This is a genomic window from Natranaeroarchaeum aerophilus (assembly GCF_023638055.1).
GTDB lineage: Archaea > Halobacteriota > Halobacteria > Halobacteriales > Natronoarchaeaceae > Natranaeroarchaeum > Natranaeroarchaeum aerophilum.
The window spans coordinates 369,802-384,556 of sequence record NZ_JAKRVY010000002.1; the positions used below are offsets into that span (position 1 = coordinate 369,802).

Sequence of the window (14,755 nt, forward strand, 5' to 3'; positions counted from 1 at the left end):
GTTGATATGTGTCTTGGGACGCCAGCGCGTCGCTGCGAGAAGACGGACTGGAAGCGATCCAGTCGGCCTGCCGCTGTCCCCAGCCCGTACCTGGTCGGTCTGTTCAATTTTCCTCTGGCCACCCGCCCAATGGCGTCGCACACGCCCAGTTCTGGCCATCCTTGCTGTCCAATTCGTCCTGTGACTGAAAGAACCCGCTGTTCTCCCAGATCTCACCGGATACGATCCCGTCGCTTCCGATTTGCACAAAGAAGTGTTCCATCCGCGGCGTCACACTGACAATAGCCTCATGGGACGTACTCACGTTACTGGAGTTGGTTTCAAGGACAACTTCGTAGTCCTGCAGCTCGTTGGGGCACTCCAGTCCGGGAGCACGGAGCATCTCGCCCTTTCGACCAACGTACTCACCGCTCGAAACGGATTCGACCTCATTCAGCCAATCCGTGGGCTCGACAGTAAGCTCGTCCGTGATTACTGCCTCTCCGCCGTCCTCTGCAATCGTGACGCTCACGTCGACCGCGTCATCGGTCTGGTTGCTCACCGTGAGTTCTGGGGGTTGCCCTCGTGTTGGTGTTACCTCCTCGAACGTCAACATCGTCTCGCCCCGCCCGAGAAATGAATCATCCGCGTGGACGTGATGCTCGTAGTAGCGGTTCTGTTCGGTATCCCACAGGATCGAGTCCTCGGCGACGATTTCCGGGTATGTAAGTTCATCTGCGGTGTATTCGCCGTCTCGCAAAGCGGTTTCAATCTCAGTACTGACCTCCGTCGGGAATTCATACAGAGGAATGAACGAAGACGTACACCGTTCGTACCCGTGATTATCTACTCCGTCACCCCCCAGACAGCCCGCAGTTGTCGTCGCACATCCAGTTGTTGCGGCGGAGAGAAACGCTCGCCGGTTCATATCAGAGTCTGATTGTTGTATAATAAATGCTTTCTGGTGGTTCAAATGTGCCGGTATCGAACAAGCACGGGATACCCGTCGAATGCACTCACGTCGCACCCATCACGGAAGCGGCGGCAATCAGTCGCGTGGACCCGTCTCACTCTCGTGGTGCGAGAGAATGGAATCGGCCTGTTCTGGAGTGGTACTGTCTATAGTCAGCCAGTCGTCAACCGTGCTTTTAGGGTCCATACGCTGGTACAGGCCGTTATATTATCAGCAAACTTATTTTCCGTCTCGAACCCACGTTGCCATCTGTCGGCTGTATGCATCGTACACTGCGAGTCCGGTTTGGAGTGTTTCGTATACTTCCCCAGCATCGACATGTCCGTACTCATGGGCAAGGACGTTTCTGAACCCGATAGCGGACACAAGTGTGGTCGCTGTCTCCTCGTCGATAACGCCCTCTTGAGACAGAATGTGGACTGCTTCTTTCGCAGTGCTCCCGTCGTACCCGAAATCGCGCGTCGCGATATGTTGAGCCAGATCAGAACACGCCTGAATCGCGTTCTCGAACATTCGCTCAACGGCGCGCTGTTCGGTCGTACTTCGAAGGAACTCTTCGCGGGACAGCGTTTCTTGCTTCTCGGATAATTCGCCGTGATACTGTTCGATCTGCTCAAGCTTGATCGAAACAACTCGTCTGTCAGCCACGCAGTCCGTCCTCCGCGATTCGATCGATCACAGCACGCTGCTCGCGACGTATAGTGTCACGGTTGGCAGAGAACGCCTCCTCGATGTCCGATTTAAACTGCTCGAACGCGTCCTCGTCACCGCAGACAAATGTCCCGTTAACCGCGTCATGTGCAACATCAAGCGACAGCGCTTCGATGTCGGAGACATCGATAAATGGGAGCTCCTCTCGCTGAAGATTTCCCGACAGGAAACATCGCTTGTCGAACCGATCACCCTCAGTAAGACCGTCGGAAAACTTGACGGCAAGATCGATATCAGACGCCTGGGTCGTCTCACCCGCGCTCTGGGAACCGAACACGATAGCGAACTCGACGTCGGCGTCAGCGCACACTGACGCTTCGAAGGCAGCGATCAGCTCCGAATCCACGTTGCCCCCGTCCATATGTAAATCGACGGCGTATCGTCACAAAAGAATTCCGCTGCGTAGACTATCTGGTCGAACAGGACCGACACTGAGTGTAACTCGAAAGAACAGTCGGAATAGGATTTGAACCACGCGAAGACGTGCTCGCTTCGCTGCGACTCAACTCCGCTCGTTCAGTATCCGCTCACAGCAACTGCACTTGTCCGAGTCGAGAACTGGCCGCGGGACCGGATTTGAACAACGCGAAGACGTGCTCGCTTCGCTGTGCGCGTCTTCTCTCGTTCAAATCCGCTCCTGCTCCCTCACTGCAAACTGCTCGCTACGCTCGCAGTTTTTGTTCAGTGCGCGGGACCGGATTTGAACCGGCGGACCCCTACGGGATAGCGTCCTAAGCGCTACGCCTTTTCCTGGCTTGGCTACCCGCGCGCTACCCGATATTCCCGAAGTAAAAACAAGAACCTGTCGTTCTCAGTCCGGATCCTCGTCGGTCGATTCCTCATCGTCGTCACCATACCGGCTCCGCAGGGAGTCCAGTTCGGAGTCGACGTCGACCTGCACCGGATCGTCGTCCTCGTCGGCGTCTTCCTGCTCGTTACGACGCGCTCGCTCCTGTTGCTCGCCGACCCGCGCTTCGGCATCCCGGACCTGTTCGTCGAGGTCGTCCCGGAGCTCGCGGGCTTCGGTAAGGATTTCGCGGGCCGTTTCGTCCCGCGGGAGCGCGCCCTCATCGACCGCGCGCTGAAGCTCGGCCAGCGCGTCATCGAGCCGGTCGAGGCTTTCCTCACCGAGGCGAGTGGCGGCATCTCTCGCCTCGCGGCCGCGACGTTCGGCCTCGCCGCGGAGCTCCTCGCCGCGCTCGCGGGCCTCGCGTTCGGCCTGTACGACCGAGATGGCGCGCTGGAGCGCTTCGAGAAGACGGATATTCGCCTCCAGCACGGCGATCGCGGTCGGGATCGCAACGTCGTCGGCGAAATCGAGCAGTTCTCGCGGGGACGGCGGGCGAGGAAGCCCGAGCGGGCCACGCCGTGGGCGCGGCTGTGGTTCGACCTCCCGGCGGAGGTCCCGGAGGGTGTCGGCCAGCTCCTCGGCGGTTCGGGCGAGTTCCTCGTCGGGGGCGCTGTCGCTCATAGGGTCGAGTTGGTGTGCCGCCAACAAAAACGGGGTGGTCGCGGCGTTACTCGTCTGCGTCCTCGGCTGGAGCGCCGATGAGGCCGTCCACGTCGGCGTGGCTGGCGAGCAGTTCGCCCATGCGGTCGACCGTCGTGGCGTCACGGGTTCGGCCCTCGCTGACGACGCCTTCGGCGCGGTCGATCGCGGTCAGCGTGTCGGTCTGGAGCAGGAGGATCGGGACGCCCTTCTCTTCGGCCTTGCCGATGACGGCTCCGGTCGGTCGGTGGCCGCCGGTGAGGATCAGACACTCGATGCCGGGGGCCTGCAGCGCGGCAGTCTGGACGTCCGAGCGGTCGCCGCCGGTGATGACCGCGGCGTCGCGTGTGCGCCGGAAGTGCCGGAGCGCGGCGTCACTGCCCATCGCACCGACGCTGAAGCGTTCGACGTAGGCGTCGGTATCGGCGTTGGTCAGGATCTCCGCACCGAGTTCGTCGGCGAGATCCGCGACCGTGATCCCGGCGAGGTCCTGCTCGCGCGGGAGCACGCCGTGGACCGAGATCCCCTTGCTTTCGAGGAACGGCGTCGCGTCGGTTTCGAGGCTGTCGAAGGCGTCGTCGCTGACGGCGTTGAACAGGACGCCAGCGAGTCGGTCGTCGAGCTGTCGCGCAGCGGCGAGCACCTCGTCGACGTCGCCCGGCGTCTCGTAGCCGCCAAGCAGGAGCACCTCGGCGTCGAGCAACTCGGCGACGTCCGCGTCGGTCAGATCGACGATCCCGCCGGTGGTCAGCGAGCCGCCCCCCTCGACGATCATCAGATCGCGTCCGGCCGCGAGCGTCTCGAAGTGCTCTTTGACCTGCGTCTGGAGGTCGCTGGCGTCTTCCTGGCCGCGGATGACCTGCTCGATAAACGTCGGCGAGTAGACGACGGGTTCGAGCTCGTGCATCTCCGCGTCCATCCCCAGCATCTCGCGGGCGAGCATCGGATCCTCGTCGAGCGTCTTGCCGACGCGCGAGCGGAGCCGCGTCCCTTTCGGTTTCATGTAGCCGACATCGAGGCCGCGCTCTTTGGCGAGCATGCCGAGCGCGATCGAGACGGCCGTCTTGCCGGTGCCTTCTTCGGTCGAGGTTACGAGTAGCGTCTTCGTCATAGTTTATCAGTGTCCACGGTCAGTTGCAGGTCGATCGCCGTTGCGCCGTCCGGTCCCGCGACCAGCGGGTTCACGTCGAGTTCGAGGATCGCCGGGAAGTCGGTCGCCAGCTGGGAGAGCCGCTGGAGCGACTCCGAGATGGCGTCCGTGTCCGCAGGCGTGCGGCCTCGCGCCCCACGCAGCAGCGGCGCGGCCTGAATGTCGTCGATCATCTCGTCGGCCTCCGGTTCGCTGATCGGCGCGATCCGGACGGTCGTGTCTTCGAGCACTTCGACGAAGATGCCGCCGAGGCCAAAGAGGACCATCGGGCCGAACTGCGGGTCGCGGTTGAGGCCGACGATCGTTTCCGTCCCATCATCGAGGTCGACCATCTCTTGGACCTGAATCCCGATGAGGTTTGCGTCGGGCTGGTAGTTGCGCGCCCGTGTCACGAGGTCCTCGTAGGCGTCCGCGACGTCTTCGGTTTCGACGCCGACTTTCACGCCGCCGATGTCGGACTTGTGGAGGATGTCGGGGCTGACGATCTTCATCACGGCGGGGCCGTCGATCTCTTTGGCGACTGCCTCCGCCTCCGCAGGCGAGTCGACGACGTCGCCCTCGGGCGTCGGGATGCCGTAGGCATCGAGCAGATCCATCGCCTCGACGCCGAGACGGTTGTCGTCGCGCGCTTTCGCACCTTCGAGGATCTCTCGGGCGCGTTCGCGGTCGACGTCGAAATTCGGCGGCTCCTCGTGGGTCGTCCGGCTGATGTCCCGATACTCGGAGAGCGCGCCGATACTCCGGATCGCACGCGCCGGGTCGAAGTAGTTCGGGACGCCGTTGTCCTTGAGCTTCTCGGCCGCAGCTTCCGTGCTCTCCCCGCCCATCAGCGCGGAGACGATCGGCGTCTCGTACTCCTCTTTTTTCTCGCTGATGACGTCGGCGAGATTCTCGAAGTCGAGTACGGCAGTCGGCGCAGCAACAACGATTGCCGCCCCCACTCCGGGATCGGTTAGCGCGGCGTCGAGAGCCTTCTCGAACCGGCTCGCGTCGGCGTCGCCGAGCACGTCGACCGGGTTGTAGATGTTCCCCTCATCGGGGAGCATCTCGCCGTACGTTTCCAGCGTCTCGTCGGAGAAGCTCGCGAGGTCGAGCCGCGAGTCGCCGATCGCGTCCGTCGTCATCACGCCGGGGCCGCCGGCGTTAGTGATGACCGCGACGTCGTCGCGCTCGGGCAGGGGCTGGCCCGAGAGCATCCGCGCGTAGTCGAACATCTCCTGGACGGTTTCGACGCGCAGCACGCCCGCCTGATCGAGTCCGGCCGCGTAGGCCTGCTCGCTCCCGGCGATCGTTCCGGTGTGTGAGGAGGCCGCCTGCGCACCGGCTTCCGTCCGTCCGGATTTGACGAGCACGACCGGCGTGTCGTCGGTGACCTCGCGGGTGGTGTCGATGAACTCCCGGCCGTGATCGATCCCTTCGAGATAGCCGATGATCACGTCGGTATCGGGGTCGTCACCCCACTCGTTGATGAAGTCAGTCTCGTCGAGGACGGCCTCGTTACCCAGTGAGACGACATCTTTAAATCCGAGATCCTGATCGTTTGCCCAGTCCAGCACTGCCGTAATGAACGCGCCGGACTGGCTCATAAAGGAAATCGAGCCTTCCTGTGCGTTGTCCGGGCCGAAGGTCGCGTTCATGCCGTTTGGCGTGCTCATCACGCCGAGGCTGTTGGGGCCGACGAGGTTGAGATCGTACTCCTCGGCGACCTCGATCAGTTCGCGTTCGCGTTCTGCGCCTTCGCTGCCGGTTTCGCTGAAGCCAGCCGTGATGACGACGACATCGTCGACACCTGCTTCAGCCGCTTCCCGTACCGCATCGATGACGATCCCTGACGGGACGACCACTACAGCCAGGTCCGTCGGTGGCGCTGCCGCCACTGATTCATAACAGTCCAGTCCCAGCACCGCATCACGGTTCGGGTTGATTGGAACGACCTCGCCAGTGTAATCGGCCTGGAGGTTCGTCAGGATTGCCCGCCCGACGGATCCCTCCCGGTCGGTTGCACCGACGACGGCTACACGCTCCGGCCCGAACAGGTCCGATAACGCTCCCATCGCTACATGAATCTGAATGTATCCACCGGTAAAAACTGACTGACATCGTGCAGGGTATAAATGCCCCCTTTATGCGGGCCAAGTAATATTCGTGATAATTACCGTTCTTTGTATACTGCTCCCACGCATCCCATCGCAAGCAGTCACCGCATGGTCAGCGCTGCTGACCGATCGGAGAGAGCAACCGCGCCGAGGTAGATCGCAATCGCCACAACGATTACGGAACCACCCGACGGCAGGCTCTGCCAGATCGCGACACCGATCCCACCGAGAATCGACGCCTGCCCAAACAGCACCGACAGGTACAGCGTTTCCCGGAAGCCGCCGGCGATCTGCGAAGCGGCAGCGACCGGAATCACCAGTAGACCAGCCACCAGAATGACCCCGAGGATCTGCATCGCTCCGACGACAACGACTGCCGTCATCGTGACCAACAGAGCGTTGTACCATGCCACGTTGAAGCGCGCGACGCGGGCGGCCTTTTCGTCAAACGTGATGAACAGGAACTGTTTGTAGTTGATCGCAACGAGGGCAGTGACGACGACAGTGAGGCTGGCGACGATCTGTGACCCCTGTGCAGTGACAACGGACATGTTCCCGAACAGGAGATCCTCGATCTCGATCGGGACGGAGACGAACTCCCGGCCCCACGAGATCAGTAGCGTCCCCACCGCGAAACTCCCCGAGAGGACGATGGCGATCGGTACGTCGCCGTAGCTGTCGGTGTGCTGTGTCAGCCACTGCAGGCCGAGAGCCGCAACGACACTCACGATCAGAGCGACGACCAGCAACTGGCCTCTCGACCCGCCGAGACCGAACAGTCCGACGACCACGACGCCGATAGCGACACCGGCAAACGCGGTGTGGGCCAGTGTCTCGCCGATCAGCGCCATCTGTCGGTGGACCAGATAGGTTCCGACGAGCGGGCCGACGATCCCGACCAGGATGCCAGTCGCGATCTGTCGCCACATGAACGGATGCTGAAAGACGTTCGTTCCGAGGTAGTAATCGAGCCACTCGCCGAGGATCAGGAACTGGTCGAACGCCGTCCCGGCGAACGTGCCGACAGCTCCCGGTGCAGCCCGGAGCCAGTCGACGGTGATAAAGAGGACCATGCCGGTTCCCAGAAGCGCTGTGAGGACGAGCAGGACTTCCTCGATGCGTTGTCGGGTCGGCACGCTCCCTGCACGGAGTGACTGTTCAATCGGCTCGTTGGGAGTATCCTCGGTCCGCTCGTCGGCAGTATCCGTGCTCATGGGTGGTTGTGATCGAGGACCCCGGTCGATTTACCGTAGGCTTCCGAGAGGGCATCGCTCTCGATGAACGAGACCGTGTCGCCGTGATGATACAGCTCCCGATTGATGCAGGCGACCGTGTCGACGTGTTTGGTCAGGACGTCGACGTCGTGCTCGATCAGGATGATGGTAATCCCCTGTTCGTTGAGGTCATCGAGCAGGTCGTAGAACTCGGTTCGCGAGTCGGCGTCGACACCGACTGTCGGCTCGTCGAGCGCGAGCAGATCGGACTCGGACGCCAGCGCACGGGCAATGAAGGCACGCTGGCGCTGGCCGCCGGAGACCGCGCTGATCGGGCGGTGTGCGAGGTCGGCGATGTCGACCGTCCGAAGGGCGTCGTCGACTATCGCGTGGTCCTCGTCGCTCAGCCGCGAGTGGCCAACGTGGGCGAACCGGCCCATCAGCACAACTTCCCGAATTGTCACCGGCATCGCACCGCCGCGGTCGGTCGAGCGCTGGGCGACGTAGCCGAGGCGTTCGCCCGCCTCGAACTCCGCGGCCGGTTCGTCGAAGAGCCTGATACTCCCACTGTCGGGTTCGGCAAGCCCGATCATCAGGTGGAGCAGGGTCGTTTTGCCCGAACCGTTCGGGCCGATCATCCCCAGAAAGTCCCCGGCCTCGACTGACAGCGATATGTCTTCGACTGCCACCGTATCCCCGTAGGAGAACGTCACGTCCTCCACGTCGACGACCGTTGTCATCTATGCACCGTTACCAGCAGGCTCGGTTTTACTCTTTCCATCGGATTACGCGCCGAGGGCCGCCCGGAGCGACGGCAGGTTGATCTCTTCCATCTGTTCGACCCAGCCCCAGCCGTTCTCGGACCACTCCGTAGTAGTGCCTTCCGCCGGAGTCAGGGGCTCTGCGTCCTCGACATCGCTGTTCTCGAAGATCGTCTCGACCATCTGTGGAACCTCCTGGCCGGGGTCCGACACCTCGAACGGATCGTAGAGTACGGTATCGATGTCCTCTTCCTCGATGAGGTCCAGCAGGTCGGCGATATCCTGCGGCGACACCGAGGCGTCCGGCGAGATTCCAGTCGGCGTCACGAGCTCGAAGTCGTACCGTCGTTCGACGTACTGGAACGAGTCGTGTCCGGCGAACACAGCCACGTCCCTGTCCGCGTCCTCGGTTAGCTCCTCGAACTGCTGATCGACCGTTGCGAGGCGGTCGTTATACGCCGCGGCGTTGTCCTCGTACAGTTCCGCGTTATCGGGATCGAGTTCCCCGAGTTCGTCCGCGATGGTATCGACGACGCGCTGGGCGAGCACCGGATCAGCCCAGACGTGCGGGTCCTGAAAGTCGTCCGCACCCTCGTCCTCGTACTCCTCGACGACCTCGAAGGATGAGGCCTCGTCCGCGGTGTCGTAGATCAGCTCGTCGCCCCGCCAGAGCTCGATGACGACGGCTGTTTGTCCAAGCTCCTCGCCGTGGAACTCGACACGATCGCCGTGAGATTCGATCCGAACGACTGATTCATCAGTATCGTCGGCGAACCGGGCGTCAAGCTGGTACTGCTCGTCCTCACCGAGTGGCACAACGTAGCCATCCTCGTCCTCGATAACGACACCGAAGGGAACGCTCTCGTCGAGTTCGACATCGGGAACACCACCGTGCCAGTGCTCGACGTGCCAGTAGCCGATCCGCCTGTTCGAGCGGAGGTCGACGATATCGAACTCGTCCAGCTGGAGTGTTTCGGGCGGATACTCCCGTCCGTGATCCGGATCAGGGATCGGGTCATCGTCGAAGCCGATCAGGAACGGTTCGAGTCCCTGCATCCCGTCGACGACGCGTACATCCTCGTAATCGCGTTCGAGTTCGGCGGCGATATCCTGTGCCCACGAGAACTCGGGCGTATCGAGATACAGGAACATGTTCGTCGCCGCGATCTCCCGCGCCAGATCGCCGTCGGGACTCCAGCCGTGGCCCATCGAACCGGTTTCGACCGGGTTCTCGAAGGAGAGTTCGTCACCGCTAACCTGCTCGGCCCAGTCCCACAGTGCAAAGAAGTTCGCGTACCCCCCTTCACCCTCGTCCCCGCCGAGCGGGCTATCGAGGCAGCCAGCCAGAGTGCCGAAAGCAGCAGCTCCGGCACCGGCTTTGAGAACGGAGCGTCGTGTCTGTTGCATACGCTGTATTTTGTTAGTGTTGCGTAAAAGGATTGTTATCTGGAAGTGTGTTTTTAATAATCTCGCTACGGTCGACTACTCCGCGTGCAGCTCGGCGACCGCACGGCCGTGATCGAGTTCGACGATAGCGTACTCGTCGATGCCTGCACAGTCGTCGACGCCCGCTTCGGCGTGGCCGGCGTGCCCCTCGACGACCTCGACGGAGCCACCGGCAGTGAAGAAGGCGAAGGTGTCGCCGTCTCCGTGCTCGTGGTCGTGGTCGTCATCGTGATCGTCGTCGTGGTCGTGGTCGTCATCGTGATCGTCGTCGTGGTCGTGGTCGTCATCGTGATCGTCGTCGTGGTCGTCATCGTGATCGTCGTCGTGGTCGTCATCGTGATCGTCGTCGTGGTCGTCATCATGGTCGTCGTGATCGTCGTCATCCATCTCGAAGGCAACGTATCCACTCTCACCTTCAACTGTGATGTCGAACGGCTGGTGAGTTTCGGAGACGACCGGTGCGTCTTCCGGTGAATCAGCAGCTTCGATCTGGTCGCTGTCGTCGTACTGCATATGACCACAGGCGTGATCGATCTCGTCGTGCGAGAGGCCGTCGTGGTCGTGATCGTCGTCGTGGTCGTGATCGTCGTCGTGATCGTGATCGTCGTCGTGGTCGTGATCGTCGTCGTGGTCGTGATCGTCGTCGTGGTCGTGATCGTCGTCGTGATCGTGATCGTCGTCGTGGTCGTGATCGTCGTCGTGGTCGTCGTCGTGGTCGTGATCGTCGTCGTGGTCGTCGTCGTGACCGCCCACTCCTTCGACGAGGAACGTCACCGAAGCTGCGGCCGCTTCACCGTTCGCAGCCTCGCCGTTTTCATCACCGTTCGGGTCGTCGTCGTCGAGACAACCAGCGAACGCGCTTGCAGCCAGTAGTCCACCGGTACTCGCGAGCAGTCGTCGTCGTGTTTGCTCCATACTCCCAGTAACGGTAGTCGTATACAAATATGTTATTATGTAGGTAGAGATTCTTAATAATCGGAGCTACAATAGCGACGGGATATAATAATGGCCTGCGTATCACCGGACGATGATCGTCCCGAACATATCCAGTGCCTCGTGTGGTTCGCAGACGTATTCGTAGGTCCCCTCGACCTCGAAGGTGTGTTCGTACTCGAATCCTTCGTCCTCGATCTCGTCGTACCCCTCCCAGCCGCCGTCAGGGCCCTCGACCAGCGCGAGGTTGTGGGTGTCGGATTCCCAGACCCACTGGACCGTCGTCCCCGCGTCGATCGTGAGCTCTTCGGGTTCGAAGATGTTCTGTCCCTCCGGGCCGACGAGCACTGTCGTTACGCCGTCGTCCATTACCGGGTCGTCGGCTGGTTCTTCGGCGTTATCGGTACAGCCCGCCAGAACTCCGGCCGTAGTCACGCCGGCCGCCGCTTTGAGATACGTTCGCCTATCGATCGTCGATCGCTCAGTCATAGACGGCAAGACGTAGGCGTCGGCCGGAGAAAAGCCTAATTTACGGGATTGCTACCAGCTGGTTGTCGAGTACTACTGGCCGTCGATTTCGATGGAGGCCCCGCCCGCCGGTATCGCAGCAGTGTCGTCGTGAGTCGTCTGGTCGTCCGCGTTCGCACTCCGAACTTTCGGCTCCCAGACCGAGTCGATCAGCAGGCGCACGTCGTACTCGACGACCTGTGAGAGGTCGAGCGTGTCGGTGAGGATGCGATGGATTTCACACTCGTCGACCGTCGCTCGCGCGACGACGTGGGCGTCCGCGGTCGCGTACACGTGATCGACACTTTCGAGCGGCGCAAGTTGATCGATAACGTCGTGGACTGTTCCCGGCCGGAGATGGAGGTCGACGAGAACGCCAACACCCTCACTGATCTGGGAGCGATCGAGGTCCAGCGTGAACCGACCGATGACGCCGAGTTCTTCGAGGCGTTCGACGCGGTCGGAGACGGTTGGTGGCGACACACCGACCTGCTCGGCGATGTCGTTATACGGCCGCCGGGCGTTTTCGGTCAGTAGCTGTAGGATATGTAGATCGGTCTCGTCCAGTTCGACCATACCGGTTCTTGTCGGTATCCCCATAAACTACTTTCGACATTGATTTCGTGATTTTTACCGATAATCTACTGGCCTCCCGATGAGATCACAGGGATGACGATACAGTACCACGTCCCTGTCACCGCCATCGCGACTAGTAATTCGACACCAGTGATTCGATAGGGAGACCGGGCTCGTTTCCCGAATCCCCGACTACTATCAGAGTAGTTTTACTTTTCTGTAGCGCGTATCTCCCCAGGCGAGTCCAAACGGTATATATTGGCGGATACATTACGGGCTTGCAATGGAAGGTGGTTCGGCCGACGTGTTCACCGAGCTGGGGACGATCGGTATCGAAGAGGAGTTTTTTATCGTCGACGACCGCGGTCGCCCAACCTCGGGAACGGACGAACTCGTGTACGAAACCGAGCCTCCGGAAGCTCTCGACGGCCGACTGGACCACGAGCTGTTCAAGTTCGTCATCGAGACGCAGACCCCGGTCATCGACGGCATCGACGACGCATCGGAGACGCTCCACGAGATCCGATCGGCGCTGGTCGACCACGCCACCGAACACGGCTATGGGATCGCCGCCGCCGGTCTCCACCCGACCGCCAGATGGCGTGAACTCGAACACGCCGAAAAGCCGCGATATCAGGCCCAGCTGGATCGGATCCAGTACCCACAGCACCGGAATACGACCGCTGGACTACACGTCCACATCGGCGTCGACGATGCAGACAAGGCGACGTGGGTCGCAAACGAAGTACGCTGGTATCTCCCAATGTTGCTGGCGCTCTCGGCGAACTCGCCGTACTGGAACGGCTACGACACCGGCCTGCAGTCGGCGAGAGCGAAGATCTTCGAGGCGCTGCCGAACACCGGCATGCCGACTGCGTTCGACGATTTCGACGAGTTCCGGGCGTTCGAGGAGACGATGATCGAGACGGACTCGATCAACGATCGGGGGGAGCTATGGTACGATGTCCGACCACACTCCGAACTCGGGACAGTCGAGGTCAGAACGCCTGACGGACAGGCCGACGAGGATCGAATCATGGCCTTTGTCGAGTACATCCACGCGCTGGTGCTCGACCTCGCGGAGCGGTACGAGGACGGCGAGCCCGGGACGCCGATCCGACGGGAACTGCTGGACGAGAACAAGTGGCGCGCCATCCGGTACGGCCACGACGCCTCGTTTATTTCGCCGGATCTGGACGGGACCGTCACGCTTGGCGAGCTCGTCGAAATCGAGTCCGATCGGCTGGACGTGAGCGGACTCCGGGGCCTCTACGACGCCGAAAGCGGAGCGACGAAACAGCGCCGACTCCGGTCGGAGGAGGGCGAGGACGCGCTATGTGAGTCGTTGCTGCTCTGAGCCAAGGCTTTTATTCCCCGATAGCTTTTGTCCTTCTAGAAACAACGCATGTCTTCCGACGACACTACCGATCCGGAGTCCCCCGACGACGCACAGACGGACGACGAGTTCGAGGATAGCTTTCTCCCCGAGGGCGGTGAGTCGACGCGCGAACGCCTCGAAGAGGAGGCGGATCGCGCCGTCGAGGGGTTCGATCAGGGAATCGTCGACCTGCTCTCGTGGCTCCTCGAAACCGAGACACGGGCGCGGATCTACGTCTATCTCCGACAGCACCCCGGTAGCACGAGCGAGGAAGTCGCCGAGGGAACGGGCCTGTATCCGAGTACGGTTCGGGAGGCGCTGGCCGAGCTCCACGACGAGGAGAAGGTCACGCGGAGCAAACGCGAGAACGAAGGGGCGGGCAACAACCCCTACGAGTACGACGCGATGGCACCGAGCGACCTCGTGGGCAGCGTCGCGGGCCAGATGCAAAAGGAGCTCAACACGGTGTTCAACATGGACACGTATCTCGGCCGTGACGATGGAGGGGCCGACGAGGAGCCGGTAACGATCACCGTCGAGGAGCGGTCGGACGAGGAGTCCGAAGCGGACGATGAATCCGACGCAGACGACGCCGCCGACGAGGATGCGTCGTCCAGGGACGGAGCAGACGACGAAGAACACTGACGCGCACCTGACTCCGACTCTTTTAAGAATCGTGCCGGAGAATGGCGGGTATGAACGTCGCGCTGGGGGGAACGTTCGATCCGATCCACGACGGCCACAGAGCCCTGTTCGACCGCGCGTTCGAGCTCGGGGACGTGACGATCGGGCTGACCAGCGACGACCTCGCTCCGAAGACACGGGCCGAGGACCGCTACGTCCGGCCGTACGACGAACGGAAAGCCGACCTCGACGGCGAGCTCGTGGAGTATGCTGACCAGTACGACCGCACCTACGAGATTCGGACTCTCGATGCACCGACCGGGATCGCTACCGAGGCACAGTTCGACTGTCTGGTGGTCTCTCCCGAAACTATCGACGGCGCGGAGCGCATCAACGAGATTCGCATGGACGAGGGCGTCGCCCCGCTCAGAATCGAGGTCGTTGATCACGTCTACGCCGAGGACGACGAGATCATCTCCAGCACCCGGATCGTCAACGGTGAAATCGACGAACAGGGGAACATCACGCCCGATCGCGAGGGGCGTGGGCGCGTCCAGCCCGACTGATCCTGCTGATCCTCCCCATTGATTACCAGTCCGGTGGCTCCATCCCGGCTTCGCGAAGCAACTCCTTCCAGCGCTGTTGAATGGTAAGCCGCGCGACACCCGCAGCGTCGGCGACATCGCCCTGTGACTGTGCCTGCCCCGAGATCAGCGAGGCCGCGTAGACGCTCGCGGCCAGCACTGCCCGCTTCGAGCGCTCCGCCTCGGGGACGCTCGAAAGAAAGAGATCCGTCGCGGTCGAGGTGGCGTCGGCGTCAAGATCGAGCTCGTCGGCAACCGCCTCGATCTCTTCGACCCATTCCTCGTTCTCGACGCGGGTGCGTGCGCTGTACATCACACCCACGTTCGCACCGTG

At 61.8% G+C, this 14,755-nt stretch carries 16 protein-coding genes and 1 tRNA gene; 3 read left to right on the plus strand and 14 right to left on the minus strand.

Going from position 1 to position 14,755, the window contains the following annotated elements; all coding sequences use genetic code 11:
• Nucleotides 1–103: 103 nt before the first annotated feature.
• The 13 genes from AArcSt11_RS06340 to AArcSt11_RS06400 all read right to left on the minus strand — a co-directional run bounded on the left by AArcSt11_RS06340 (nucleotide 104) and on the right by AArcSt11_RS06400 (nucleotide 11,835).
• Entirely contained in the window at nucleotides 104–907 is an 804-nt protein-coding gene (locus AArcSt11_RS06340) for a hypothetical protein (protein WP_250595547.1), read from the minus strand.
• 264 nt (nucleotides 908–1,171) lie between these two features.
• Complete coding sequence (hepT, locus tag AArcSt11_RS06345; RefSeq protein WP_238479402.1) at nucleotides 1,172–1,600, minus strand: type VII toxin-antitoxin system HepT family RNase toxin; 429 nt, start codon at nucleotides 1,598–1,600, stop codon at nucleotides 1,172–1,174.
• Entirely contained in the window at nucleotides 1,593–2,024 is a 432-nt protein-coding gene (locus AArcSt11_RS06350; RefSeq protein WP_250595548.1) for a nucleotidyltransferase domain-containing protein, read from the minus strand. The genes hepT and AArcSt11_RS06350 overlap by 8 nt, the downstream gene beginning before the upstream one ends.
• A 324-nt stretch (nucleotides 2,025–2,348) precedes the next feature.
• Nucleotides 2,349–2,432: transfer RNA gene (locus tag AArcSt11_RS06355), tRNA-Leu, on the minus strand.
• Nucleotides 2,433–2,474: 42 nt separating this feature from the next.
• Entirely contained in the window at nucleotides 2,475–3,134 is a 660-nt protein-coding gene (locus AArcSt11_RS06360; RefSeq protein WP_250595549.1) for a DUF7547 family protein, read from the minus strand.
• Nucleotides 3,135–3,180: 46 nt separating this feature from the next.
• A complete protein-coding gene (locus AArcSt11_RS06365) occupies nucleotides 3,181–4,263 on the minus strand; it encodes a phosphotransacetylase family protein (RefSeq protein WP_250595551.1) in 1,083 nt (360 codons plus the stop codon).
• A complete protein-coding gene (locus tag AArcSt11_RS06370; protein WP_250595552.1) occupies nucleotides 4,260–6,356 on the minus strand; it encodes an acetate--CoA ligase family protein in 2,097 nt (698 codons plus the stop codon). Before AArcSt11_RS06370 ends, AArcSt11_RS06365 begins: the two co-directional genes overlap by 4 nt.
• A 143-nt stretch (nucleotides 6,357–6,499) precedes the next feature.
• Nucleotides 6,500–7,612 carry a metal ABC transporter permease gene (locus AArcSt11_RS06375; protein ID WP_250595553.1) on the minus strand — a complete coding sequence of 371 codons (1,113 nt, stop codon included), beginning with the start codon at nucleotides 7,610–7,612 and terminating at the stop codon, nucleotides 6,500–6,502.
• Nucleotides 7,609–8,352, minus strand: a complete 744-nt coding sequence (locus AArcSt11_RS06380) for a metal ABC transporter ATP-binding protein (RefSeq protein ID WP_250595554.1) — start codon at nucleotides 8,350–8,352, stop codon at nucleotides 7,609–7,611. The genes AArcSt11_RS06375 and AArcSt11_RS06380 overlap by 4 nt, the downstream gene beginning before the upstream one ends.
• A gap of 45 nt (nucleotides 8,353–8,397) precedes the next feature.
• Nucleotides 8,398–9,780, minus strand: a complete 1,383-nt coding sequence (locus AArcSt11_RS06385; protein WP_250595555.1) for a metal ABC transporter substrate-binding protein — start codon at nucleotides 9,778–9,780, stop codon at nucleotides 8,398–8,400.
• A gap of 75 nt (nucleotides 9,781–9,855) precedes the next feature.
• On the minus strand, nucleotides 9,856–10,734 hold the full coding sequence (locus AArcSt11_RS06390; RefSeq protein ID WP_250595556.1) for a hypothetical protein: 879 nt from the start codon (nucleotides 10,732–10,734) through the stop codon (nucleotides 9,856–9,858).
• 102 nt (nucleotides 10,735–10,836) lie between these two features.
• Nucleotides 10,837–11,241: a plastocyanin/azurin family copper-binding protein gene (locus tag AArcSt11_RS06395; protein WP_250595557.1), complete on the minus strand. Its 405-nt coding sequence runs from the start codon at nucleotides 11,239–11,241 to the stop codon at nucleotides 10,837–10,839.
• Between the two features lie 72 nt (nucleotides 11,242–11,313).
• Nucleotides 11,314–11,835 carry an Lrp/AsnC family transcriptional regulator gene (locus AArcSt11_RS06400; protein ID WP_250595558.1) on the minus strand — a complete coding sequence of 174 codons (522 nt, stop codon included), beginning with the start codon at nucleotides 11,833–11,835 and terminating at the stop codon, nucleotides 11,314–11,316.
• Between the two features lie 283 nt (nucleotides 11,836–12,118).
• Here AArcSt11_RS06400 and AArcSt11_RS06405 point away from each other — a divergent pair, with 283 nt between their 5' ends.
• Genes AArcSt11_RS06405 through AArcSt11_RS06415 form a run of 3 tightly spaced genes read left to right on the plus strand, consistent with a single transcriptional unit; the run spans nucleotide 12,119 to nucleotide 14,403 of the window.
• Complete coding sequence (locus AArcSt11_RS06405) at nucleotides 12,119–13,192, plus strand: glutamate--cysteine ligase (protein ID WP_250595559.1); 1,074 nt, start codon at nucleotides 12,119–12,121, stop codon at nucleotides 13,190–13,192.
• Nucleotides 13,193–13,240: 48 nt separating this feature from the next.
• The gene (locus tag AArcSt11_RS06410) at nucleotides 13,241–13,858 is read left to right on the plus strand and encodes a winged helix-turn-helix domain-containing protein (RefSeq protein WP_250595560.1); all 618 of its coding nucleotides are present in this window, start codon (nucleotides 13,241–13,243) and stop codon (nucleotides 13,856–13,858) included.
• A gap of 50 nt (nucleotides 13,859–13,908) precedes the next feature.
• Nucleotides 13,909–14,403, plus strand: coding sequence for a phosphopantetheine adenylyltransferase (locus tag AArcSt11_RS06415; RefSeq protein WP_250595561.1), 495 nt, complete (start codon nucleotides 13,909–13,911; stop codon nucleotides 14,401–14,403).
• A gap of 22 nt (nucleotides 14,404–14,425) precedes the next feature.
• Here AArcSt11_RS06415 and AArcSt11_RS06420 read toward each other — a convergent pair whose 3' ends face one another.
• Complete coding sequence (locus AArcSt11_RS06420) at nucleotides 14,426–14,734, minus strand: transcription initiation factor IIB family protein (protein ID WP_250595562.1); 309 nt, start codon at nucleotides 14,732–14,734, stop codon at nucleotides 14,426–14,428.
• Nucleotides 14,735–14,755: the final 21 nt, after the last annotated feature.